This is a genomic window from Acinetobacter sp. 766875 (assembly GCF_000582055.1).
Lineage (GTDB): Bacteria > Pseudomonadota > Gammaproteobacteria > Pseudomonadales > Moraxellaceae > Acinetobacter > Acinetobacter nosocomialis.
Genome location: NZ_JEXX01000023.1, coordinates 42,187 through 66,458 on the forward strand (window position 1 = coordinate 42,187; position 24,272 = coordinate 66,458).

The 24,272-nt window shown below is 39.0% G+C and carries 25 protein-coding genes and 1 other RNA gene; 10 read left to right on the forward strand and 16 right to left on the reverse strand.

The genetic code is table 11. The features are described from left to right. Nucleotides 1-4 precede the first annotated feature (4 nt). Nucleotides 5-3,229 carry a lytic transglycosylase gene (locus J576_RS16110; protein WP_002049524.1) on the reverse strand — a complete coding sequence of 1,075 codons (3,225 nt, stop codon included), beginning with the start codon at nt 3,227-3,229 and terminating at the stop codon, nt 5-7. A gap of 232 nt (nt 3,230-3,461) precedes the next feature. Here J576_RS16110 and dnaQ point away from each other — a divergent pair, with 232 nt between their 5' ends. The 3 genes from dnaQ to nudC all read left to right on the forward strand — a co-directional run bounded on the left by dnaQ (nt 3,462) and on the right by nudC (nt 7,361). Next, the gene (gene dnaQ / locus J576_RS16115; protein WP_002049538.1) at nt 3,462-4,841 is read left to right on the forward strand and encodes a DNA polymerase III subunit epsilon; all 1,380 of its coding nucleotides are present in this window, start codon (nt 3,462-3,464) and stop codon (nt 4,839-4,841) included. A 133-nt stretch (nt 4,842-4,974) separates the two neighbouring features. Continuing rightward, nucleotides 4,975-6,618 carry a hypothetical protein gene (locus J576_RS16120; RefSeq protein ID WP_002049534.1) on the forward strand — a complete coding sequence of 548 codons (1,644 nt, stop codon included), beginning with the start codon at nt 4,975-4,977 and terminating at the stop codon, nt 6,616-6,618. Further along, nucleotides 6,618-7,361: an NAD(+) diphosphatase gene (gene nudC, locus J576_RS16125; protein ID WP_002049559.1), complete on the forward strand. Its 744-nt coding sequence runs from the start codon at nt 6,618-6,620 to the stop codon at nt 7,359-7,361. The genes J576_RS16120 and nudC overlap by 1 nt, the downstream gene beginning before the upstream one ends. Before the next feature lie 24 nt (nt 7,362-7,385). Here nudC and J576_RS16130 read toward each other — a convergent pair whose 3' ends face one another. From J576_RS16130 to J576_RS16140, 3 genes are all read right to left on the reverse strand, one after another. Beyond that, nucleotides 7,386-8,249: an alpha/beta hydrolase gene (locus tag J576_RS16130; protein WP_002049544.1), complete on the reverse strand. Its 864-nt coding sequence runs from the start codon at nt 8,247-8,249 to the stop codon at nt 7,386-7,388. A gap of 3 nt (nt 8,250-8,252) precedes the next feature. Next, nucleotides 8,253-8,960, reverse strand: coding sequence for a BON domain-containing protein (locus J576_RS16135; protein WP_000919363.1), 708 nt, complete (start codon nt 8,958-8,960; stop codon nt 8,253-8,255). A 78-nt stretch (nt 8,961-9,038) separates the two neighbouring features. Further along, the gene (locus tag J576_RS16140) at nt 9,039-9,440 is read right to left on the reverse strand and encodes a YraN family protein (protein ID WP_000959396.1); all 402 of its coding nucleotides are present in this window, start codon (nt 9,438-9,440) and stop codon (nt 9,039-9,041) included. 192 nt (nt 9,441-9,632) lie between these two features. Between J576_RS16140 and rsmI the strand changes: the two genes are divergently transcribed. Next, nucleotides 9,633-10,469 carry a 16S rRNA (cytidine(1402)-2'-O)-methyltransferase gene (rsmI, locus tag J576_RS16145; RefSeq protein ID WP_002049542.1) on the forward strand — a complete coding sequence of 279 codons (837 nt, stop codon included), beginning with the start codon at nt 9,633-9,635 and terminating at the stop codon, nt 10,467-10,469. A 2-nt stretch (nt 10,470-10,471) separates the two neighbouring features. On the opposite strand, the gene J576_RS16150 is transcribed toward rsmI, so the two are convergent. Then, nucleotides 10,472-11,362, reverse strand: coding sequence for a LysR family transcriptional regulator ArgP (locus J576_RS16150; protein ID WP_002049560.1), 891 nt, complete (start codon nt 11,360-11,362; stop codon nt 10,472-10,474). A 107-nt stretch (nt 11,363-11,469) separates the two neighbouring features. Here J576_RS16150 and J576_RS16155 point away from each other — a divergent pair, with 107 nt between their 5' ends. Next, entirely contained in the window at nt 11,470-12,072 is a 603-nt protein-coding gene (locus J576_RS16155) for a LysE/ArgO family amino acid transporter (protein WP_004709994.1), read from the forward strand. A gap of 61 nt (nt 12,073-12,133) precedes the next feature. On the opposite strand, the gene J576_RS16160 is transcribed toward J576_RS16155, so the two are convergent. Continuing rightward, nucleotides 12,134-12,775: a cation efflux transmembrane domain-containing protein gene (locus J576_RS16160; RefSeq protein WP_002049548.1), complete on the reverse strand. Its 642-nt coding sequence runs from the start codon at nt 12,773-12,775 to the stop codon at nt 12,134-12,136. Between the two features lie 65 nt (nt 12,776-12,840). Between J576_RS16160 and J576_RS16165 the strand changes: the two genes are divergently transcribed. Further along, a complete protein-coding gene (locus J576_RS16165; protein WP_002049556.1) occupies nt 12,841-13,242 on the forward strand; it encodes a MerR family transcriptional regulator in 402 nt (133 codons plus the stop codon). Between the two features lie 52 nt (nt 13,243-13,294). Here J576_RS16165 and J576_RS16170 read toward each other — a convergent pair whose 3' ends face one another. From J576_RS16170 to J576_RS16190, 5 genes are all read right to left on the reverse strand, one after another. Beyond that, the gene (locus J576_RS16170) at nt 13,295-13,546 is read right to left on the reverse strand and encodes a hypothetical protein (protein ID WP_002049530.1); all 252 of its coding nucleotides are present in this window, start codon (nt 13,544-13,546) and stop codon (nt 13,295-13,297) included. A gap of 209 nt (nt 13,547-13,755) precedes the next feature. Continuing rightward, nucleotides 13,756-14,988, reverse strand: coding sequence for an FAD-dependent monooxygenase (locus tag J576_RS16175; RefSeq protein ID WP_002049552.1), 1,233 nt, complete (start codon nt 14,986-14,988; stop codon nt 13,756-13,758). Then, entirely contained in the window at nt 14,985-16,193 is a 1,209-nt protein-coding gene (gene ubiH / locus J576_RS16180; RefSeq protein WP_002049545.1) for a 2-octaprenyl-6-methoxyphenyl hydroxylase, read from the reverse strand. The genes J576_RS16175 and ubiH overlap by 4 nt, the downstream gene beginning before the upstream one ends. A 30-nt stretch (nt 16,194-16,223) precedes the next feature. Next, nucleotides 16,224-17,546 (reverse strand): Xaa-Pro aminopeptidase, encoded by a 1,323-nt coding sequence (gene pepP, locus J576_RS16185; protein WP_002049567.1) that lies wholly within the window; start codon nt 17,544-17,546, stop codon nt 16,224-16,226. Nucleotides 17,547-17,613: 67 nt separating this feature from the next. Continuing rightward, nucleotides 17,614-18,246 carry a UPF0149 family protein gene (locus tag J576_RS16190; protein WP_002049531.1) on the reverse strand — a complete coding sequence of 211 codons (633 nt, stop codon included), beginning with the start codon at nt 18,244-18,246 and terminating at the stop codon, nt 17,614-17,616. Between the two features lie 64 nt (nt 18,247-18,310). Between J576_RS16190 and J576_RS16195 the strand changes: the two genes are divergently transcribed. The 3 genes from J576_RS16195 to ssrS all read left to right on the forward strand — a co-directional run bounded on the left by J576_RS16195 (nt 18,311) and on the right by ssrS (nt 19,529). Further along, nucleotides 18,311-18,871, forward strand: coding sequence for a hypothetical protein (locus J576_RS16195; protein ID WP_002049537.1), 561 nt, complete (start codon nt 18,311-18,313; stop codon nt 18,869-18,871). Continuing rightward, the gene (locus J576_RS16200) at nt 18,868-19,152 is read left to right on the forward strand and encodes a cell division protein ZapA (RefSeq protein ID WP_002049540.1); all 285 of its coding nucleotides are present in this window, start codon (nt 18,868-18,870) and stop codon (nt 19,150-19,152) included. Before J576_RS16195 ends, J576_RS16200 begins: the two co-directional genes overlap by 4 nt. A gap of 192 nt (nt 19,153-19,344) precedes the next feature. Continuing rightward, nucleotides 19,345-19,529, forward strand: a non-coding RNA gene (gene ssrS / locus J576_RS19380) — 6S RNA. 110 nt (nt 19,530-19,639) lie between these two features. On the opposite strand, the gene J576_RS16205 is transcribed toward ssrS, so the two are convergent. The 3 genes from J576_RS16205 to J576_RS16210 form a co-directional block, all read right to left on the reverse strand. Further along, nucleotides 19,640-19,960 carry a hypothetical protein gene (locus J576_RS16205; RefSeq protein WP_002049527.1) on the reverse strand — a complete coding sequence of 107 codons (321 nt, stop codon included), beginning with the start codon at nt 19,958-19,960 and terminating at the stop codon, nt 19,640-19,642. A 32-nt stretch (nt 19,961-19,992) separates the two neighbouring features. Then, nucleotides 19,993-20,100, reverse strand: a complete 108-nt coding sequence (locus J576_RS20480; protein WP_228128190.1) for a hypothetical protein — start codon at nt 20,098-20,100, stop codon at nt 19,993-19,995. Between the two features lie 113 nt (nt 20,101-20,213). Then, entirely contained in the window at nt 20,214-20,555 is a 342-nt protein-coding gene (locus J576_RS16210; RefSeq protein ID WP_002049553.1) for a hypothetical protein, read from the reverse strand. Nucleotides 20,556-20,788: 233 nt separating this feature from the next. On the opposite strand from J576_RS16210, the gene J576_RS16215 reads away from it, so the two are divergent. Next, nucleotides 20,789-21,373, forward strand: a complete 585-nt coding sequence (locus J576_RS16215) for a 5-formyltetrahydrofolate cyclo-ligase (RefSeq protein ID WP_002049562.1) — start codon at nt 20,789-20,791, stop codon at nt 21,371-21,373. Nucleotides 21,374-21,472: 99 nt separating this feature from the next. Here the strand turns inward: J576_RS16215 and tpgA are convergent, their stop codons facing one another. Then, on the reverse strand, nt 21,473-22,255 hold the full coding sequence (gene tpgA / locus J576_RS16220) for a trimeric autotransporter adhesin/peptidogylcan-associated protein TpgA (RefSeq protein ID WP_002049541.1): 783 nt from the start codon (nt 22,253-22,255) through the stop codon (nt 21,473-21,475). A gap of 57 nt (nt 22,256-22,312) precedes the next feature. Then, nucleotides 22,313-24,272, reverse strand: a 1,960-nt coding sequence (locus tag J576_RS16225; protein WP_033855692.1) for a YadA-like family protein, incomplete at its 5' end; no start/stop codon positions are given.

The window sequence follows — 24,272 nt, forward strand, 5'->3', positions numbered from 1 at the left end:
TATTCTATAAATTAGGCACTTTAATAATATCGCCAATACGTAATTGAGTCGACGGTGTTAAGTTATTGAGTTCCGCCAGTAAAGTAGTTTCTAGACCATATTTACTTGCAAGACCAATTAAAGTATCACCACGTTTAACTTTGTATTCCACTACAGTTTTTGGAATTACAATATTTTGTCCGCGCTGTAAGTTTGCATTTGCTTTTAATGCATTCATTTCAGCAAGTTCACGAACTGAAATACCTGCACGGCTTGCAATCGTATGTAACGACTCGCCAGCTTTAACCGTATACTTTTCAGTATTTTTTCCTGGTGCAACAGGTTTAGCTGCTGATTTCGCCGTATCAACTTTTGCTGTTTCTACTGGTGGCACATCACCTGTTAATTTTAAACGTTGACCAACACGAACATTACTGTTACGAGATAAACCATTCAATGAGGCAAGGTAATCTAACTGCAAATGATAGCGGTTGGCGATATTCCCTAAGCTATCACCAGATTTGACCGTATAAGTCTCTGGCGTTTCTTCTTTGACATTTTTAGTCGTAGCTTTGCTCGGCGTTTCAACCTCACCTGTCAATTTTAAACGCTGACCAGCACGAACACCTGCCGTACGCGACAAACCATTTAAATCAGCCAAATAACTGGTTTGTAAGTTATATTTAGCTGCAATCGCATGTAAGCTATCGCCCGACTGAACAACATAGTGATCTGGAACACTTACACCAGCAGGTACTTTTAAGTTTTGACCAAGCTGTACATGGCTATTGGCTTTTAAATTATTCAGTTCAGCAAGTTCAGCTAGGCTAATTTTAGACTTGGTCGCGATACTTGATAATGTATCACCACGCTGCACTTTATAGCTTTCAGTCTTATACGACGGTCCTGCTGCAAGTTTTTCATATTTACCAGAAGCTTTGTTATCATCAACTTCATCGACAGTAACTTCTTTTGCAGGTACATTGATTTTCTGACCAACCATTAAGTTACTACCAGCCGACAATCCTGGCGTTAGCTCTGCTAATTCTTGGTTAGATAATGCGTAACGATCTGCAATTAACTTCAAATATTCACCGCGTTTAACTGTATAGCTTTTTGTTGCAATACGACGTGTACTTGCCTGAACTGCTTTAGGTTGTTCTGCTTTAGCAGAAGTACGGTTGCCTTTAGGCTCTTTTAAATGCAGCTTTTGGCCAACAAATAGACCATCGCTTACCGATAAATCGTTGTATTCAGCAAGCTGTTTCACAGACAAATTAAATTGATTTGCCACGCCTGTTAAACTGTCATTTGCTTGAACAACATATACATCAGGTTTAGCTGCTGCTTTTGCAGTAGATTCAACCTCTTGAGGCTTAGCATCATAGAGATATAGGCTGGTCCCTACAAATAATGTCTTTTCTGGATCAATCTGGTTCCACTTAGCAACATCGCGCCAGTTCACACCATTTTTCATTGCAATAATTGCTAATGTATCACCCGGTTGTACGGTATAGGTACTACGCTTACCTTTAGGCTGTACAACAACAACATCAGTATCCGTTTTAATGTAAGGCTTATCTTTATTACGCTGACCATCTTCAGAGTTCGCAACACTTGCATCTTCAGCTAAAGTTTTTGGGTAAGCAAAGCCTTTACTTAACTCTTTACCTTGCTGTTCAGCAACTGACAAACTCGTTTGAATCGCAGTTAGCTTAATTTTACCGTCATAAGGATCAACAATTTCGGTACCTTGCGGTGCAATTGCTTTTAGCTCGGCAACCACTTGGTCTTTTTCAGCCTGTGTAGCTTGCGGCTGTAAAGCTTGCTCAACTGTTTCCTTCTCACCTTCAGCACGAACTGCCGCTAAAATTTTCTCACGCTCAACTGCTGAAATTGGTGGTTCTGTTCTTACAGGTTTTACATTGGTCGCAGGTGTGACAGCAACTGGAATACGCGGTGCACTAGGTACATCAGCTGAGGCAGCAAAAGCCGCTAAAGCATCAGATCCACGAGGTGTAGAAGTTTTTACCGTTACAGAGCTACCGGTTGTTTTGGTAGGTGTAGTTGGTCTTACAGGCTGAACCTGCGTCGCCGGTGTAGTTTTAACAGTAACTGAAGTTGAGGTAGTTGTAGTTGGTTTAGATGGAGATGTGACATTTGCCCACCAACCTGAACTGCTACCGCCAGCTTTCATGGCTTTTAATTTGTTATCAACTGACGGGCTTACATCAGCTGGAATTAAAATACGCATTGGGCTTGCAGGGTCTACTGTTTCACCACGATAGCCTGGGTTTAATGCATATAGCTCAGCACGGCTAAGACCAGTTACTGATGCAATTTCATTTAAAGACAATGGTGCAGATAACGTGACTTCACGGAAATGGGGTCTGTTTGCAATCGGCGGTAATGAAACCCCATAAGCACGCGGATTTTTAATAATTTGAGCAACTGCCAAGAAACGTGGAACATAGTTCATGGTTTCTTGTGGAAGTTTTAATGACCAGTAGTCCGTTGGTAGACCAGCAGCCTGATTTCGGTTAATCGCTTGTTGAATACGTCCTGGACCAGCGTTATAAGCTGCTAAAGCCAACTCCCATGAACCAAACTGGTTATATAAGCTTCCTAAAAACTCATACGCAGCACGTGTAGATTCAACAACATCACGACGACCATCGTACATACCCGTTTGTTGTAAACCATAAATACGACCAGTACTTGGAATAAACTGCCATAAGCCCGCTGCTGCTGCACTACTTGTTGCAGCAGGGTCATATGAACTTTCAATCACTGGTAATAATGCAAGTTCGGTTGGAAGACCACGGCGTTCTGCTTCTTTCACAGTATGATATAAATAACGACTTGCGCGAGCACTTAAACGGTCAAGGTAGGGCTGACGTGAGATAAACCAACTACGCTGCGCTTCAATGCGTGGATCCCAATGATTGAGGTCCATTTTGAATCCTACAGCCATACGCTTCCAGACATCACCGTGTTTTAAAATAAGTAAACGGTCACCTTCTACAGCACGCATATCCGTTGCTGAAAGTAAATCTTCTAACGAGTCCAGACTGCTTGCATCAAGATAGCCTGCTCCACTGACCTGTTTTGTTTTCGAGGTTTTTGCAGATTGCGGAGTCGAAGAACAGCCTGTTGTAATACCCAACGCAGCTAAAGCAGAGCTAAGTACTGTAATTTTGAATAATGATGCTGCAGATGGCTGCCACACAAATGTGGTTGGTTTATACATAAAAACTTCCAAACAACTCGCGTAATATTTCTTGGGGTCTGCCCACAAACCCTAGGTCTTCGATGCCATTGTAGTAAAGCATGCAAGATAGACAAGGCAATAATTTAATGTCATTTGCATGGAAATGTTACAAGAAATTAAAAAAAGCTTGCTTTGTAACGATGGAACCGAACTTTTTGCGTATACAATACACCATATTCAGTTCTTTTTCTTTCAGTTTAGGTTTCGATTTATGTCTCAAACAATCACACTGTATGTTGATGGTGCATGTCGTGGCAATCCCGGTTTAGGTGGTTGGGGTGCATATGTCATTACCGAACAGGGTGAACATAAATTATTTGGCGGCGAACCCGACACAACCAATAACCGTATGGAACTTACTGCGGCTATTGAAGGAATTTCTTTTTGCCCTCCTGATGCACAATTAATTGTCTGGACAGACTCAAATTATGTAAAGCAAGGCATTACAGAATGGATTCATGGCTGGAAAAAGAAAAATTGGAAAGATGTTAAAAATCCTGACCTATGGCAAAAACTTGATGCTGTTTGCGCAGGTAGAAATATTGAGTGGAACTGGATTAAAGGCCATGCAGGACATCCTGGCAATGAAATGGCAGACCAACTTGCAAATTTAGGTGCAGATAAAACAGCTCAAGAACTCAAGCAACCACAGTCTGTCGCTGCACCGCAAGATATAAAAAAGCCTGAACAGGACTGGTTGCTAGATGACCCTTTCGGGTTTGATCTGGTTGAAACAAGCGAAGATGAAGATGTGGCTCTTGAACCATCACAAGAAGTTGAGATGAATACTTTAGACGAAGAAGTAAATGAGATTGAAGCTGTAGAGCAAGAAACAAAGCAACAAAGTAGCAATATTCATCCTCAAATTGTTGTTACCGAAGCAAAGCTTAAATTACAAGGCCCTCGTCAGCTCATTCTCGATACTGAAACGACTGGTTTCTATTTCCAAGATGGCGACCGTATCATTGAAGTCGGCGCAATCGAAATGATTAACCGTAAGCTTACAGGCAGTTCAATTCATATTTATATTAACCCTGAAAAACCAGTGGGTGAGTCAGAAAACATTCACGGTATCAGTGATGATTTCTTAAAAGATAAACCTGTCTATGCGGACATTGCAGATACTTTATTTGAGTATCTAAAAGGCGCAGAAATTATCGCTCATAACGCAACCTTCGATATGAACTTCCTAGATATGGAGTTTAGACGTGTTGGGTTACCTGCTCTTTCAGAAGTTTGTGAGGTTACCGATACTTTAGCTTTAGCCAAAAATAAGCATCCTGGACAGAAAAACTCACTTGATGCCTTAGTTAGACGTTATGAAATTCCAGCGCGTGACCGTACTTTCCACGGTGCGTTACTCGATGCTGAAATTCTTTCTGATGTTTACCTGGCAATGACTGGTGGTCAAGTTTCCTTTGATATGGATGCGCTCTCTCAAAGCGAAAGTGATCAACAAAAAACAACCAAAGCTAGAATTCAAATTGATTTACCCGTTATTTACCCTTCAGATGAAGAGTTGAACATACATGAGACTTGGGTCAAAGAATTTGAGAAAAAACATGGAGAACCTTGCCTTTTTGCAAAATAAATTTTTGATTCTCTAATGTTTTTTTAGTTTCCCCTTTTGCAAGTTAAGTTATATTAGTCGTATAGATTTTTAGCTCAAAATATTGAGCCATGACGAATATAACAATTGATTTTTTTTGCAAAGGGGAATTTTTATGTCTGAGCATAATTCGATTCAATTTGATCCAACAGCGTTACTTATTATCAAGAATGAAATTGATAACTCAATAAAACTGGTGGAAGGTGCTGTAAGTACATTAATTGAAGAGCAGGCTCTCCCTTTTGGTATTGATGATGCATTAGAACAATTTAAACAATGCACTCAAGTATTACGCCTCATTGATATCCCCTATTTAGCAAAAATCACTCAATATTCAACCGAGTTGATGCAAAAAATTATGGCTAAGCCCGAACACATCAACACCGATGAGGTTGTTGCTCTAAGTGAAGGCACGACTATGGTGAAACGCTATATTGAGTTTATTTGTTTACGTGAAGTTGAAGTCCCTCAGTTTCTTTTGGACACTCTAAACAATTTAGAAAAAGCCTTAAACAAGCCATTAACCTCATCTGGCCAGCAGATTGCTTCAAACCTTACAACAACTTCACTTGAGTTACCGTTACCCGAAATGCTCATCAATGAAAAAACTCAATTTATCCATCAGCTTTATAAATTATCTTTGCATCAGTTTTTAAATAAAACTGAAAGTGCTCGAGACTTTCAGGCATTCAAACTTGTTGGTAGCTATTTAATCAGTATGGCTCATGGTCAACCAAGCCAACAATATTGGCAATTAGTGAACTCCGCCTTTAATCATATTGATGAACTTGTTTTAAATGATGCTCGCTTACGTGTATTGATTAATCTTGAAAATGCTATAGGCCTATTTTTAGCATCGCCAGAAAACTTTGAAGCAAAATTAAATGCTCTGGCAGATATCATTAGTATTGTAATTGGACAAGAAGATCAACTCGGAAAGCAAATTCGTGGGCAGCTAAACATTGGTCATGAGTTCCTCACCGACACTCAACTTAAAGCACTGAGCCAACATTTGTATGGTCCAGACTTTGATACCATGCAAACGGTCAGTCAATTAGTCTTAAGCGAAATGAATAAAGTTCGTAATGATATTGAATATAACTACCAAAACATGTCGCCAGAAAAGGCTCAGCAACTTCAAAGCAGCCTTATGCAGCTTGCTCATACTTTTAAATTACTTAACTTGAATGAAGCTGCTTCAGAGCTTTCCCAACAAGCCAGCAGTTTAAGTCAAATCAATATATTGAGTAATGAAAACTATGCTCAGCAACTCATGAAGAGCATTTTATCTGCTATGAACGCTATTGGTATTTTAGTACGCAATTATTCATCCAACCGTCTACAAATTCGTGTGAACAACACTAATATTTCTTTAGATCGTTTAGATGAAGCACATGAAATGTTATTAAATGAGACAAAAAATTTAATCGATTTTGTATGTCAAAGTTTGACTTTATATGCCAACGATCAAACACAAAATATTGAAGCGATTGCAGGCTCTTTAAAAGAATTGGCTGGCGCGGCTGAATTTTTAGGAAGTACGGTTCAACAAAATGCTTTGCTTGAAACTGCCAAGTTTGTACAGCAGCAAATCGAACAGAACCAACCTTTTAGTCATGACCAGATTCACTGTATTTTTAACGTATTAGCTGGACTAGATATGTTAGTTGACAATTTAAAAAATAAACAGCCTGTTCTACAATCCATGTTTGATGTAGCATTGCTAAGTAGTCAACAACTTCAAAAAAAGGCAGCTTAATGTCTGAATTATCACTTGCTTATATTTTTCATCACCAACAATTATTGGTTGACCAAAACTTTCAATTACCCAAAGTCGAAAAGTTAGCAAGTGATCTGCTTTTCACTCATGACGAACAGGTCATTGCACGTGACTTGCTGAGTGAAGAAGCTATACCGGAAGGTCTGCAACTCGTTCCAATTCGTCAACTTATTTCCAACTGGTCAAAAGAGCAATTTTTACAGGCAAGTCGTGCGGTACAGTTGCTCGAATGGCGACGTAATCACAAATTTTGTAGCCACTGTGGACACGCTACCGAAGTCCACTCAACCGAATATGCAATGGTATGCCCTGCTTGCGGTTATCATCAGTACCCTCGCGTAAACCCATGCATCATTACTATCATTACTAAAGGTGATGATGAAGTTTTATTAGCAAAATCAATTCACAATAAAACCAACATGTATGGTTTGATTGCAGGTTTTGTCGAAGTTGGCGAAACTCTTGAAGAAGCTGTTCAACGCGAAGCTTTAGAAGAAGTGGGGCTTAAACTCAAGAATATTCAATATATGTCAAGTCAACCTTGGCCATTTCCAAGTAATCTTATGATTGCGTTTAGAGCTGAATATGAGTCAGGTGAAATTTCTTTGCAGGAAGATGAAATTGCCGATGCACAGTTCTTTAAATTTGATCAGCTTCCTGAAATTCCATTTAAAGGCAGTATTGCACACGCAATGATTACGCAGATTACTCAAGCAAAGTAATCTGCGCGCTCTCAAACAGATGTTTTAGAATACTTCCTCAAGAAAGTGCAAAATGGTTCGTTTTGTTCTGAAGTAATGACTTACAAAACTCGATAGACTGGCCAAAATCGTTATATGGCCAGTTTTAGGGATAATAGCAATATGGCTATGATTTCCCTTCTCTCTAAGGGCTTGATCCATATCCAAAGTATTATGTTGCTTTACGAGCTGATCATTTTCAGCCATGAGTAGATAATGCTTAATATTATTTTGATTTACAAAATAATAAGGCATCACCTCTTTATAAGAAATACCTTGATCAAAAGCATCTTCAGCAAGCGGATCACCCTTATAATCAAAATGATATGGTCCAGCTAATCCGACTATTGCCTTAATTTTCCCTAAACATTCAATCTTAGTTGAATCAGGGTGATAAACAGCCGACATTACATTAAATGCACCAGCCGAATGTCCCATAAGCACAATATTCTCAGTCGAGATTTCGTGTTTTTCCTGATTTTGATGCAAATAATTTAACGCTTGCGTTAAGTCATCTACATAGCTTGGAAAAATATTTTTTGGCGCAAGTTGATAGTTAATGACAGCAACGTCATAACCTTCTTTTGTAAATGCTTCGCCAATAAATAAATAGTCTCGTTTATTACCATGTTGCCAAGCACCACCATGTACAAAAACAATGAGTGGTTGATGAGCTAAGCGTTTAGTAGAACGATAAATATCTAAACGATGGCGAGGCTTTAAGCCATAACGCACATTTAAAACCTGCTCAAAACCATCTTTTGGTGTAAAACGGTTTAAAGCAAAGCTCCCCAAATCATACAGGCGGAACTCTTTATAAAGAGTTCTCGCCTGCTCAATTTTGCTTTGTAATTGTTCAATCAGGTTCATATTTTATTGTGCAGAAGATGCTGGATCTGTTTGGTCCGGATCAATTGCAACAGGAGTTTGAACTGTTGGTTGAGCAAGAACGTTATTAATTACTGGTGTAGTTGTTGCACTGGCAGTACTTGCTGCCGGAGCAGGCGCCAAATCAATATTATCAATGAGCGTTACAATCTTAGTCACGTTACCGACATTTTGCAGCACATTGTTTAAGTCATTAATTTCAGCTGTGTTTAAACGACCCATTACATATAAAACACCGTCTTCGGTATGAACCAGTACTTTACTGTCCGATACAACTGGCGCTTTCATTAATAAAGCACGTGTATTTGCGGTTACCCCAGCATCTTGCATGATCGTGTTATAGCTTACTTTGTTCCCCACTGTAATATAGTTATGTACAGCTTTCACATCACTCATGGCTTTAACGTTATCTTCTGCCAACTGTTTCAAGTATGGGTCTGGCACCTGACCAGTTAACAATACTGTGCTATGGAAGCTTTCGATGTTAATACGAGATTGTTTAAAACGCTGATCAAGCTTATAGAGGTTAATATTCGCTGTACGCTTAATTGAAGAATCAATGAATACTTGGCCTAAGCTACGTACACCACTATCTGTTCCAACTGGAGCTGTACCTGTTCCACCAGAAATAAAACTTGCGCAACCTGACAAACTTGCGACACAAAGCGCTGTTACAGCAATACGTTTCAACACTCCACCAGACTCCTATCAATCTCTTCTTGGCTTGATCATAAACATCGGTTTTAATTTGCTCAAAAGAGTAATGAACTCTTAATCCAAAGTAAATGCATTTTCGATCCATTGCAGATCATAATGGAATTTCGAAAAGTCTTGCTGTACTGTTTTTGCAATTTTCTGTGGAAAATCAAAACAAATCACATCAAAACGACAATAAAAATCCTGATAAGATGGGTAGCGCTGTAAAAACCTCATCGCCGTCTTAATTATTTTTTTCTGTTTACTTAAAGTCACCATTTCACAAGCTTGACCATAATTTCCCTGCCCTCGCGCTTTTACCTCAACAAAAATCAATTCGTTACCACGTTTTACAATCAGATCGACCTCTCCACGGCGTGAATGATAATTACTGGCGACCCATTCATAATTTTGTTCTTTTAAAAGTTTTAGTGCTGTTTGTTCCGCCCATTGGCCCAACTGCTGTGCAACTAACATGATTTTTTTGTTTCCCCTTTTTTAAATGTAAATGCTCTTAATACCGATTCTGCGTTTTTATATTTTGAATTGAGTAAATCAAAAGCAAATGTTTTGAAAAATAAAAAGCCTACTGACATTGTTCACGCCAAAAACAGAATTTCGGGTACACTAACCGATTAAAATTGTTTATCTGTACGGAGTAAAAACCAAATGAGTGCTCAGTTATTTGTTGTAGCCACCCCAATCGGGCACTTAGATGATATGACTTTCCGTGCAATTGATATCTTAAAATCAGTTTCTGTTGTGGCTGCCGAAGATACACGCCAGTCAGCTCAATTATTCAAACACTATAATATATCTACCCCACTTACCGCATGCCACGACCATAATGAAAGTAATAAAATTGAGCAGTTAGTTCAAAAGCTACTTGCTGGTGAAAATATTGCTTTGATTAGTGATGCAGGCACACCACTTATTAGTGACCCAGGTTTCAAACTGGTTCGTGCTGCTCAAGAAAATGGCATTAGAGTTGTGCCTGTACCGGGTGCATGTGCTGCAATTGCTGCGTTAAGTGCTGTGGGCTTGCCAAGTGACCGTTTTAGTTTTGAAGGCTTTTTGCCATCAAAAGCTTCTCAACGTATTTCGCAACTCGAAAAGCTTAAAAATGAAACTCAGACCTTAATCTTCTATGAAGCACCACACCGTATTTTAGAATGCGTAAAAAATATGGCTGAAGTATTTGGTGAAAATCGTCCTGTCGGTTTCGCACGTGAAATTACCAAAACTTTTGAAACGATCAAAAAAATGACTTTAAAAGATCTGGTTAATTTTATTGAAAATGACCATAACCAAGAAAAAGGTGAAATTGTTCTTGTGGTTGGCGGTGCCCCAGAAAAAACAGATCTGGAACAAGAAAAACTAGATGAACTTTTAAAGCGCTTACTTCAAGATTTATCAGTAAAAGCAGCATCTCAACTGGCTGCTGATTTAACGGGTATTAAGAAAAAAGTTGCTTATCAACGTGCGCTTGAGTTAACCCAATCTTAAACTTATCTCAATATCTCTTTTGCTGACTGAACAATCGTTTCAGTCAGTGCATCAAGTTGCTTAGACTGTCTTTTCCAGTGATGCCAATATAAAGGAATATCAAGTTGAGCCTCGGGCATAATATCAATAAGAGTCCCATTTTCGAGCAAGGATTGAACCTGAAGTTCAGGCACCATTCCATAGCCTAAACCTAGCTGAATTGCTTTGACAAAGGCATCTGTTGCCGGAATAAAACTATAAGGATAACTCTGCATCGGTAAACCGTAACCTTTTAATAAAACTTCCGAATGCATTAAATCTTTATGGTTAAAAATAACTGCTGGCGTTTTTCTTAAAACTTCTCGGTTAACTCCACCACGAAACCACCGATTTACAAAGTCAGCCGAGGCGAGCATTTTATAGCGCATTTTACCAAGAGGCTGAGCTAAGCAACCCGCCATCACCTGCTCTTCTGCTGTAATACATGCATTGACCTGCCCTGTTTCTAACAAGGTATGCGTATGAGATTGATCATCAATTTTTAGTTCTAATACTATTTTTTCTTTGAACAATGTTTGCTGAATAGTGGGTAAAAGCCAAGTTGCTAATGAATCTGCATTTGAAGCCAACGCAATTTTATAAAATTCCGATTCGGATGATTTCCCCATTAAACCTTGTAATAAATTTTGCTCCATTAGCCTTGTATGACGTAAATGCTGGAGTAAGGTTTGCCCTGCTTGTGTAAGCACACATGGACGGCCACGTATTATTAAAATCTGCCCTAAATATTTTTCTAGTGCTTGTACACGTAGTGATACAGCAGACGGAGTGATACATAAATGTTCTCCTGCTGCATCGAAACTTCCGACTTCTGCAACCGCAAGAAAAGCTTCACACTGCTTACTATCCAACATACAAAACCTAAATTATTTTTAGCCAAACCTAAATATTCTTAATTTTACTTATTTCTTTATAAAAAGACAGATAATTCCCGCATCTGATTTTTTTCTACTTAATGGTTATGCTTTCTCTGAGTGTATTTTTTAAAGGTTTAGGTATTGGTAGCGGCCTAATTGTAGCGATTGGTGCTCAAAACGCTTTTGTTCTAAAGCAAGGGCTTAAACAGCAATATGTATTTTGGTTATGTTTAATCTGCGCACTGTCCGATTCGATTTTAATTGCTTGCGGTGTATTAGGTTTTGCCGAAATTATGACAGCATCACCCATCTTAATCACAGTCGCGAAATATTTAGGAGCAACGTTTTTATTTGTCTATGGTGCAAAAGCATTTTATGCTGCGTTTAAAACGAATCAAGGCATGGAACTTGATAGCAGCCAAAAACAGACTTTAACCCAAGCACTTGTGACTTGTCTGGCCTTTACTTGGCTCAATCCCCATGTCTATTTAGATACTATTGTGCTGATTGGTTCGGTTGCAACACAGCTAGAGGATAAAATTAGTTTTGCTTTAGGCAGCATACTTGCTTCTTGGATTTTCTTTTTCAGTTTGGGTTATGGTGCAAGATTCCTAAAACCTTTATTTATCAATCCCAAAGCTTGGAAAATTTTAGATTTTATTATTGGTTGCGTTATGTGGAGTATTGCAATATCAATTCTCATCTAATGCATTCAAAAACAAAAAAGTACCATGCTTAAATGGTACTTTTTTGTTTATACGATCAAAATTAAGCTTCTGAGCTCAACATTATCTTTGATTGTTTTCTTTCTTGTAATGACTGCTTAATCACAGCATAACCCGAAGAAATACCTAAATATGCGATCACAAAGGCTACTAATAAATCCGGAAATACAGTGCCTGTTCCAAATACGCCAACCGCCGCTAAAATTACAGCAATATTGGCAATAGAGTCATTTCGACTGCATAACCAGACAGAGCGCATATTCGCATCCCCATCTCTAAATGCATAAAGCATTAAAGCAACCGAAACGTTAGCAATTAAAGCCATCACCCCAATTGCCCCCATAACCATCGGTTCAGGTGAAACACCATGAAAAAATGACCATACCACTTTTGCAATGACGAAGAAACCAAAAGCGGCCATCGTAATACCCTTAACAAGAGCTGCGGTTGCGCGCCAATAAAGGCTCATCGAGAGTACAACTAAAGACAAAGCATAATTTGCTGCATCTCCTGCAAAATCTAATGCATCTGCCCATAATGAAACAGATTGAGCTTTGTAGCCACCTACAATTTCAACTACAAACATAAGTGCATTAATCACAAGTGCAATCCATAGCGCTTTTTTAAAGCGTGGGCTGACTTTCTTTGTAGGTGAACATGTTGAAGCACATCCACATCCGGCCATTTTATTTCCTCAAGAACTCTTTTATAGTCATTAAAAACCCTTGAGTAGCTCCAGAGTCAAGTCTTATGAGTCTTTCTATTGGCCAATTATCAAAAAAAGCAGATGTTCCAATCGACACTATTCGTTATTACGAAAAAGTAGGTGTACTCGACCGTATTCAACGCTCAGAAAATAATTATCGTATTTACACAGATCAAACACTTGCGGACCTATTATTTATTAAGCATTGCCGCGAATTAGATATTTCTCTTAGTGATATTAAAACGTTAAAAGAAATGAAAGCTCAGCCAAAGCAGGCATGTACGGAAATTGATAATTTGGTGAATAAATATTTGATTGAAGTATCGGAAAAAATTGAACGACTTTTGCTTTTAAAAGAAACACTCATCGATTTAAAACAACATTGCTCGACCGACCGTACAGTAGACGAATGCGGCATTTTAAAAGAGCTGCAAAACAACCTTTAACTCAACCTAAAAGCCAATAAAAAAGCATCACTCATGTGATGCTTTTTTAGTATTAAAGGTCGCTATGTTCATCTGGCGGAACTTCAGTAATTCTCCCACCACGAGCTAAAAATGCAGCAACTTCATCTTCCAATGCTTGGCGCTGTTTTTGTTTCGCAGTTACGGTAAGCGTTTCTGCCTCAGCAAGATCAGCATCAGTTAAGTTGCCTGCTTCTTCGTCAGCCGCGCCACTCTCAGCCGCTTTGGCTTCATCTTCATCTACAGCAGAATCTTCTGCATCTTCATAATCATTGATATCTGTCATATTTACACTCCCCACAATGATTTGTATTGCATCATCGCTATGGTCTTTGAGACCTCAGAAATTTAGCAATCTCTTTGCATTTAGCAAAGAGCCAAATTGGTCAAATCAGTATCTTTTCTGACCGATTTGGTAATGATATATAAATGATTGTTTAAAAAATATCTACTGATATTTATTTAGACCAGTAGAGCATAAACTTCGTAATTATTTTAACGACTATACTGGGTGTTTTGTAAAGCCCCTAAACCGTTCGCTTGTTGCATAAAACGCTCTTTTAAGAACGAAATTTGTTCAACCTGCTTAAGTCCCGCATTTCTGACCCAAATCAATGGAAATAGCTCAGAACTTTCTAACCAACCAATTGCCGACATACTATGCATCATCGCATCGTTTTGTCCTTTACGGCGGTGCTCATAACGCATTAAGGTTTGTTCATGCGCCCATACGCCACGACCTAAATCATGCAGTAGTGCATCACAAAGTACCGCAGCATCTAAACAACCAATATTCACCCCTTGCCCAGCAAGTGGATGAATCACATGAGCTGCATCGCCAATTAGGGCTAGGCCAGCTTTAACGTATTGTTTTGCGGCACGCGCTTTCAATGGAAATTGTGCTCTTGAACGAACATCGAGCACTTCACCCAACATATGTTGGCTTTCACGGGTTAGAAGTTGCATAAACTCAGCATCACTTAAAGCTGAATATTCATCGGCATAATCATCTGGTAGTGTCCAGACAATAGACTGCCAATAGCCGTTTTCACTTTCTTCAAGACTCGCCATTGGCAAATATGCTAAAGGCCCTGTAGTTAAGAAGATTTGACGAGCAACATAGTGATGGGGCTTAGACGTTTTAATTGCACAGCTAATCGCTGCTTGCTTGTAATCTAGTACATCTAAGTCAATAAAAGCTTGCTCACGTACAAATGAATTGGCACCATCAGCACCAATAAGCAGTTTAGTTTTAAGTGTAGAACCATCAGCCAGTTGTATATGCCAGCATCCAACACCTTGCTCAATACGGGTAACGCGAACTTGAGTACGATAATCTGTTAACTGCTCAAGCATTTTTTGTTGAATGGCAACATTCAATACGCTTGGCTCAACCATAGAACCCAACGCTTGTTCTGGCATTGGTCTTTGTACAGATTCATGACCAAAATTAATTTCACCATAGCCATTTAGGTTCCACACCTGCATGCCGGTATAAGGCATTTGACGTGCTAAATCATCCCAAACATTCACTGTTTTAAGTAAATGAATCGTCGCTTGGCTAAGTGCTAAAACACGTGGGTTCATCACACTTAATGTTTTTTCAACATCAAGTACAGGGGCAGCATCAAGCACCGTAGGCTGTACACCACCTTGTGCAAGTAATAAAGCAGTTAAGCCACCAACTAGTCCACCACCAACAATAACGACATCTAACACTTCACTCATGCTTTTAGCCCCATTGCATAGTTCGCTACCAGTGGCTTAACACCCGGAATTACATCAAATGCAATTAATCCCGTATTACGAATTAATTTTAATAATGGGTTTTGGTTACTAAAGCCCCGAACAACGGTATCGCAGAACTTGATCACGCGCTGTTGGTCAGATAAACGGGCTTGTTCATAGGCAAGCAAATTATCTGGGTTACCAATATCATCAGATGTGCTTAACTGATTTACCAAATAACGAAGCAATACATCTGCATCACGCAGACATAAATTAAAACCTTGCCCTGCAACCGGATGGATTGTATGCGCTGCATTACCCATTAAAATAACGCGTCCAACAGCTTGTTTATGCGCAAGTACTTGTGAAAGCGGATAGCTAAAGCGTTTGCCTGTTTTTTCAAATTTACCCGCTCTATCACCATACGTTTTTTGCAAGGCATCTAAAAAGTGTTGGTCATTTTCTTTGCCTAACCACTCATCTTCAGTGCCCTTTTTAACAGGCCATACCACTGAGCGACGATATTCACCCGGTAATGGCAATAAAGCTAAAGGTCCTAATGCACTAAAACGCTCAAACCCTACCTGCTCATGCGGTTTTGAAGTCTGAACAGTGGTAACGATTGCAACCTGATCATAGTCGTGGACATCAACACCCACCCCAACTGCTTGACGACAGAAAGAATCACGACCATCTGCTGCAATTAATAATTTTGACTCAAGCTTTAAAAGTTCATCACCACGCTGAGCTTCAATATGTACCTGTTCAGCGTCTTGAGTTAAAGCGGTTACTTGTACGCCATCAATCAGTTCAATCAAAGGTTGTTGGCGTACTTGTGTTAACAAAACTCGACCAAGCCACGCATTCTCAATGACTTGTCCAAAGCTTTCGACTTTTTCTTGTTCTGCAACTAAACGTGCTTTACCAAAACTGCCTTGCTCAGTAATGTGAACTTGCAAAATTGGAGTGGCATGCTGTTGTAATGCATCCCATAACCCTAGCTTTTGATAAATCTGTACGCTACGACGCGATAAAGCCGTATTACGTGCATCGAAACTGGAATGGTAAGGAGCAACATTCTGATCATCATAGTTTGGGTATTTCACAGCTTCTAATAGCTTGACTGCGATATTAGCCTTCGCCAGCATGAGGGAAAGGCTCAAACCCACCATACCCCCACCTACAATAATCACTTGTTGTTGCATCGAGTTTGCTCCTTTGGCGAATACGTTTAATTATGCTTTAGCTTGCGCCATTAAATGTTCAATATCTGCAATATCTTTAACCACGTCGGCAGTTAAAACTCGTGGGCCTTTTGACGTTGCGACCACATCATCTTCAATACGAATACCAATACCACGCCATTTTTCATCTACTGTTTCATCATCTGGCGCAATATATAAACCTGGCTCAACAGTAACAACCATGCCCTCTTCATATTGGCGCCACTCGTCATCTTTTTTATAAGAACCGACATCATGTACATCCATACCCAACCAGTGGCCTGTACCATGCATATAGAACTGACGATATGCTTCATTTTCAATAAGCTCGCTCACATTACCTTTAAGCAAACCTAAATCAACTAAGCCTTCAGTTAAAATTTTGACCGCAACCTCATGAGGCTCACGGTACGCATTACCAATACGTACTGCATCAATCGCCGCATATTGAGATGCCAATACCACGTCATACAATGCTTTTTGTTCTGGACTAAATTTTCCGTTTACAGGGAAAGTACGAGTAATGTCCGATGCATAGAACTCATATTCACATGCAGCATCAATTAAAACCAAATCACCGTCTTTAAGAGGCTGGTTATTTTCAACATAGTGCAAAATACAAGCATTGGCACCGCCACCAACAATACTGTTGTAAGAAGGCACACAGCCGTTTTGCCCAAATACATAATTAAGCTCGGCTTCAAGTGCATATTCCATCATGCCGGGGCGAACAGTTTGCATTGCACGAGTATGTGCCTTAGCACTAATTGTTGAAGCAATTTGCATTAGCTCAATTTCTTGCGGTGACTTGATTAAACGCATTTCATCAACAATGCGATCAAGTTGAACTAACTGAGCTGGAGCGGCTTCATGACGATGCTCGGCATTTGCTTTTTTAATCCATTGGCTTACTCTGGCATCAAATGCAGCATTGTGTCCGATTCGATAATAAAGGCGTTCTTTATTTAATAATTTTTCAATAATTTCTTCATCAAGCAGATCAATAGCATAGGCTTCATCTGCTTCGTAATCTTCAATTGCGCCATCAATTCCCGCACGATAACCATTCCAGATTTCCATCTCGCGATTACGTTCACGGCAAAAAAGACTATAGCTATAGTCTGTAACGTCATCAAAGGTTTCAATGACAGCAACTGCCTCAGGCTCTGCAAAACCCGTCAAATAGAAAAAACTACTATCGGCACGGAATTTATAATCCGCATCACGATTACGGTACATTTCCTCACGCGTCGCAATAATCGCAATGCTGTTTGGGCCCATTTTTTCTGCTAGACGGTTTCTGCGATGTTGAAAATCAGCTTGAGGCAATTTCATAATGATCTACTTGATTTAGAATTTTAAAGTCAAAAAATTAAACACAGCCAATAACACATCGCCTCAATTAACTTGGGCGATGTGGTGTAAACATTTCTACAATATTTTGATCTAGGGTGCCTACAGTAGAAGTTTTACTTTTTGCATAAAAGTTTTTCAACAATGAACTTTCAGCCACTGTTACTTTCTTTCTACCAATAGATAAGCTCACTGGAATAAGGCGTACAAACTCATACAATTCTTCGTAACTGCTTTCGCCTTCTTCGTCGTTATCAGAGTCTTCAAACTCTACTGCTGCCACATCTTGCAAATGTTCAATTAATTCGCGCTCATCAGCACGAACATGGCCTGATGCCAAACCAAAGCCAAGAACAACACCAGCACACCAGTCTGATAATGCTTGTACCCGGTCTTGAAGCGTATGTTCATCGTCTGGAAGCATTGGCAAATAATCCAATTCATCTTCCGACAACGCATGTGCTACATCTTCTGTTTCATCGGTTAAAAGCGCTAAAGCTTCTTCATTTAAATCAGGAACATTAAGAGTTGTTAAAATTTGTGTCCATTCTTCACGCGTAGGCGCTTCTGTCACACAAACAATACCTGTTAGTAAACCATGTAACTCACTAGGGCTTGAAATTTCTTCAATTCCTTCAAAATGAGCGTTCCATTCTGTCCAGCCTGAAATATCGTCTTGCATTCGTTTATCCAATCTCTATACTTCGTATATATTACCTTTGATTGCAATTCTGTGCGACCTCGTTATGTTAGAACAATTACAGCGGCTACAAGCGCATATTGGCGTTTTAAAAACACGCTTACATCATCTAGAGAGTGAAAATTCTACTCTCTTGGAAGCTAAAGAACTGGCTGAAACAGAGCACCACGCACAAGTTGTGCAAAAAAATAGCATCATCACTAAAAAACAAGAGGAAATTGAGACATTAACTGAGCAACTCACTCAGCTACAAGGCCAATTTCAACAATTGAATCAAGATGCTAACACACTTGCAGAGCGTTACAGCCGCCTAGAAAAAAGTACGACCGATTTAAAAAATCGTTTTCAGGAAATTTTGGCAGAGCGTAATGAATTACGTGTTACCAAAGAAAAACTTCAGTCACAGCAACGTCAAACTCAACAAGAGTTACACGACTTGCAGCAAGATCGTGACCGTTTGTTACAAAAAAATGAACTTGCCAAAGCAAAAGTTGAAGCCATCATTCAACGTTTAGCAATTTTAGGTACTGCTCAAGATCAACATGCGCAAGAAATTCAGCAACTTGCTCACCCAAATGCTGAAGCTGGTGAGGAGACCCAATCATGAGTGAACAAGTCATGGTAGAGCTTCGTCTGATTGAGCAAACATTTAGACTTGCAACGACATCAGATAAAAAAGATGAGCTTGAACGTGCAGCTGAACTTCTTAATGAGAGATTCAACGATATGCGCCGTAGTGCCCCTCGTGTTGAGCACAATAAGCTTGTTATTATGGTTGCCTTACAGCTTACCCAAGAAGTGTTAAGTTTAAATAAATCTTTGCAAGAATATACACACTGTGAACGCCTATTACAGGCTATTTTGGAAGATGTTGAACAAACTGTTTAATCGACTTGTATCAATAAAAATGCCTTGCCCTATTCATTTATAGTGCAGGGCATTTTTGTATTGAGCCTATCTTATGTACCACATGATTGTTATATGTACCTTTAGTGTACAAAGCTTCATCAAATGAAGCCTAACTTTACAGTTCAATAAACTCAGATGATTGCCAACGGAACCAGATCGGTTATACTTAAGCTATCTCTGGGATGTTCGCCAGCGGGTCTATTCCCCTGCCGATACTTAAACTTATGGATTGCGTTCTGTATATTTAGAGTGTATGCCTACCTTCGAGTAGGAAACCCAGCAAGTATACGTCGCGTCCACCTTGAACTCGTCGGGTTCAGGGTAACGACACATGCAGCGGCATCTTCGGAGCATTAATTTTATTATATAATTATAATTTAAAGACAGATCTGTCAGTCTATTTTTAGTATTTTGTCTTTCTAGCTTATTAGCTAAACTTAAAAGTTAAATATATTCCTGTTGCTACTTATTGCTCATTTCGATGCAAGCATTCTTGATACCACCCTGTCTGAAAATCTTCGATGGCTTTACGTTTAAAGAAGCTTGTTTTGAATACCTTAGCAGCATAAGCTGAGTTGATTAAGTCTTGATAAAGCTGCTTTGCTTTTTCTTCTGTAAGGCCATCAGCAATTTGTTGTAAATCTTGTGCAGGTACTTTTTTTTGCCTTGCTTCCATTACGTTAAAAGCGACTTTTTTTACGATATTACAAATATCAGGATCATTTATATTATCGTTAGCATAACAACCTGTGGCAATAAAACTGAGTAATAATATTTTAAATTTCATATCTCTACCTTGCATTAATTATTAAATTTCACTTAGTTAAAAAACGATTTCCCTTCGTAATTCTGCATGTTTGCTAGCAAGATAGAGGCAAGTGTTAAATAGCTACCGACCGTATTAAAACTCTGCAAAAATTTTAATATTTACATCTTAAGTCCAGCGAAAAATTTAAATAAGGAGCAGAAAGAAATTTAGCACAACTAAATAATGCCAATCAATTCACAATTATTAATTTTTAAGTGATAAACAACAATCTTTAATTATCACATTTTATTCCTAAACTTCCCTTATAGTAATCTGTTGCGCTTTTCAGATCTGATAGTAATTTTTCTTCGGTATAAGGCTTAGGCGAAATTTTTATTAATGCAGGCATGTATTGCTTTTTGTAGAGATCAGGATAATCATGGCACAAAATTTTAACTTTAACTTGTTGCGGTGTCTTTGGACTATCTAATTGATCTAAAAACTCGCCAATTTTTCGATCAGACTCTTCGAATTGAGTCTTGTAATCAACTTGAGGAGCTTCAGATTCTGCCTGTTTCGTGCACGCACTGAGCAAAGCAGCACATAGCATCATCAATAAAATTTTTAACTTCATAGACTTTAAAGTTTCATATTCATCTTTAAATATACTTATCCTGATTAAATGTAAATAAATACTGTAAATACGTAAAAAAACTAAAAAATATTATATGGAGGCCTTTTAGGAACACAGTTATTTTTATTTTCGATTCAACTAGACTGTTTTTATAACGTTTAAAGTTCGCTGAAACTAAAGAAAAATGGATATAATTTTGCACGAATCATCTCAAGTCTTTGTTAGATTTATCCATGAATGAACTCAGCTTTATTAGAAAAAATTTAAGATCTAAAAGACGTTCTTTAACCCAATTTGAGCAAAAAAAGGCTCAGCTTAATGTTTTACACTACCTAAATTACCTTCCTATTTTTCATTCATCAAAAAAAATTGGTTTATATCTGCACGCTTTCGGTGAAATTCATACTGATCTTCTTATCAAATTCTGTTTTAAAAAGAATAAACAAGTTTATTTACCAATGATTTGCTCGATGAACCAACGTTTAGTGTGGATAAAGATAAATAAAAACCAGTATTTAAGTCGTCGCTTTTCTCACCATCCCTTAGGTATGAAAGAGCCTATGGCAACGCGAGGAAGACATGTGTCACAGCTTGATTTGCTACTTATGCCGCTTTTAGCTTGTGATCACTACGGAACACGTATTGGTATGGGTGGTGGTTATTATGATCGTACATTAGCAAGTGCAAAGCATAAACCTTATCGTTTAGGATTGGCTCATCAATTTCAATTTATTGAACATACTTTAGAACGTCAAAGCTGGGATCAACCATTAGATGGTTTACTCACGCCACAGCACTTTTATAATTTTAAGAGATGATTTTTATATAAAAATTTAAATATATTCTTTTGTTTTTTTTAGCCTCTTAAAACGAAAAAGTAACCACCTTATGGATGGTTACTCTTACGTGACAGGCTGTTACCAACTTATATTAACACGTCTGTTTGGTGCTAAACATTGAATAAGTTGTGAATTATGTCCACCCGAACATTGCTGATATATATCAGTCTGACTATTCGCATGGATTTGAATACGGTTCGGATCTACACCTTGTTTGACAAGTAGTTTTGCCACCGTATTCGCTCGTTTAGATGATAACTCTTGGTTATAACTAAATTTACCTAATGGATCTGCAAATCCAGAAACAATAATAGGTGCTGTTGATGGGCTTTGCTTAATTTGATCGACAACATTGTCTATATTGTTTAAACCTTGCTGTATTGCACTAGCATCAGATCGATCAAAAGCAAATAAAACACTCGCTGTACGTCCATTAACCGCAGTACTATTTGTAGAAGGCTGGTTATTTTCACCCCAAGCCACCAACCCTTCACATGCCTCACCTTTCCAAGATAAACGTTCAGCCAAATATTGTTTATTAAAATCAATGCGTAACTGACAACGTTGGTATTGATTACTATTTGGGACACGTATATCTAAGACATAGTTCCAAACTTTTACTGCAAATAGTCCTTCACTAAATTGTGGATTGCCTAGTAAAGCTCGAATTTGGTCTTTATTTAGCCCTAAATCCAAGCGCGCAACGTCATCGTACTCATAACGCTTAACTTGCTTAAGATAGCTATCTGATACTTTAGGAAACGTGACATTTTTTTGAGATATTGCTTCTTCTTGTGCATAACTAACCATTGCTAGGCCGGAAAGAACAGCAATAAATAACACTTTAACTGTATTTTTCATATTTTTACTCTCGAAATGGAGAATGAGGAAGGTTTATGCCTTCCTCGCCTAGCGAAACTAGTCAATTACACCACTAATACCGATACGAACACTTGGATCACCTTGAGAAGCTGCAGCTACACCACCAGTCAGTGACCAACGACCATTATCGGCAGTTTTACGTAAGGTCACACCTACAGCATTTTCACCACCATGATATGCAGCACCAACAGCATAGGTATATTTACCCGCTACAAATGGTGCATTTTCTAATGCCATCGCAGCAGCAATACCAGCATTTGCTCTTTTCTCGACATCATCAATACGTTGATTTGTCGCATAGAATGCTTGCTCAAGCTTGTTACTTACATTATCAATTTTGGTATTTAATGTTTGGTCAGCTTGATTCAATGCACCTATCGCATCACCAACATTGTTGTAAGATTTATCACCTACGTTATATGTCGGATTTGAGAAGCTTTGGGTAATATTGTCATAACCTGCTCCACCACCTAAGTAGTTTACAAGTGCCTGATTTGTTGTATTAAGCTGAGAACCATTTACTGCATCTTTTGAAGTTGCTGTAACTGCTCCCGCTTTAACACCAGTCACCGTACGCTCACCTGCTGTTCCAGAAACGTTAACCTGAGTGCCACCAGTATCTTTACCAACAGTAATAGCTGCATCTTTATCAGCTTGCTGAACTAAACCTGATTTACCATTGTTAATATTGCTGATGTCAGTCTGAAGATTCGAAATATCGCCCGTATTTTTGTCGACCTGTTGTTGAACAGTCCATAACTGGCCTCCATTAACAGCATCTTTAGAACCTTCTGCTACAGTACCATTTGCTACATTTTTAATGGTTGTACCATTAGCACCGCCAGCTAAAGTAATAGAGTCTTTGTTAACCGTTCCATCACTATTTTTATCGTACTGCACAGCACTATTAGCAAGAGCACCAACATTATTGTTTATGCTACTTATTGCGCTATCTAATTGTCCTTTGTTTACCGCATCTGTAGAAGAAACACCTGCGGCTACATTACTTATCGTTTTATTACCAGCACTAATTCCAGAAGTAGTGATACTCGGACCGCCAGCAATGATTAGACCTGTTGATCCTAACTGAACGTTATCACCAACTTTTACACCAGTCGTATCGATAACTGTAGTACCAGTCGTGACACTATCAACTTTTAAGTTTTTGTTTAGTGCAACTTTAATATTACCTTCATTATCTGTCTCACTAGCCTGAGCAACAGTTAAGTTATCATCACCAGTAAAGTTCACTTTACCATTTGGTTTGATGTTTTTAGCAGTCGCTGCATCACCATTGGCTGAAACTGTCCAGCCCGCATTTGCTGCTGTACCTGCATCAGTAACTGCTTTATCAAGTGCTGTTAAAGCATCACCAACGTTGTTTGCACTTGTACCTGCAACATTATAAGTCGGGTTAGAAATCGAACCATCTGGATTAGCTTTAGCACCACCCCCAAAGATACTTGCAGTTGTATTTGTAACCTGTGTTACACGATTATCTACATGATCAAGCTGACCTTTGTTTACTGCATCGGTAGCATTGGTGCCTGCTGCTACGTTACTGATGGTGTTACCCGCAGCATCAATACCAGTCTTGGTTACACTTGGGCCTCCTGCAATGCTTAAACCATTGCCATCCAGCTTGCTGTCACCTGCCGTTACACTGTCCAGATCCAGATCACGGTTTAAGCCATACTGAATCGTATTGCCGGTCTTGCTCACTTTCAGGTTGCCTTCACCTGCGACCGTACCAATATCAACCGTATCTCCAGCTTTTACTGCAGCGGGATTGGCACCATTGCTTTGTAAGGTCCAGCCTTTGTCCAGTGCAGTGATCGCATCACCTACGTTATTCACGTTGTTGCCATTCACAGTATAGGTCGGTGAGCTTACTGCACCTGTTGTGCTATCATAGCTTGCACCACCACCCAGATTGTTGGCTGTGCTGTTGCCCAAGGCATCAGTCTTGTTGTTGCTTGAGGTACTTAACGCATCA